Annotated in this window: 1 pseudogene; it reads right to left on the bottom strand. The window is 65.9% G+C overall.

What is annotated here, in order from left to right:
- Window positions 1–190: pseudogene (locus tag PUR56_RS43560) on the bottom strand (galactose-binding domain-containing protein); the annotation flags it as partial.
- Between the last annotated feature and the right edge of the window lie 112 nt (window positions 191–302).

Raw genomic sequence — 302 nt, 5'->3', positions numbered from 1 at the left:
TGTTGCTGCGGTCGCGGTAGCCATCGGTGCGCGAGTTGATCTTGATGTTGTTGATCGGGGTGACACCACCGAGGTCGGTCTGCCACCAGGCGTTGGCGTCCGAGTTGGTGTGGGTGACGGAGCCGGAGAAGAACCGGCCGGTGGTGGTGCCGTCCACGGCTAGGGCCGCGGAAGCGCCGGCCCAGGTGGAGGTCTGGGTGGCCGGCCGTCCCTATGCCACGTTGGTCTGGTTGTAGACGGCCTTGCTCTGCCGGTCTGCGAACCTCTCGTGCACAGCGCGGTTGTAGTGCACACCGTCACTG

Source organism: Streptomyces sp. BE303 (genome assembly GCF_036290945.1).
GTDB lineage: Bacteria > Actinomycetota > Actinomycetes > Streptomycetales > Streptomycetaceae > Kitasatospora.
This window is presented reverse-complemented; position numbering and strand designations above follow the sequence as displayed.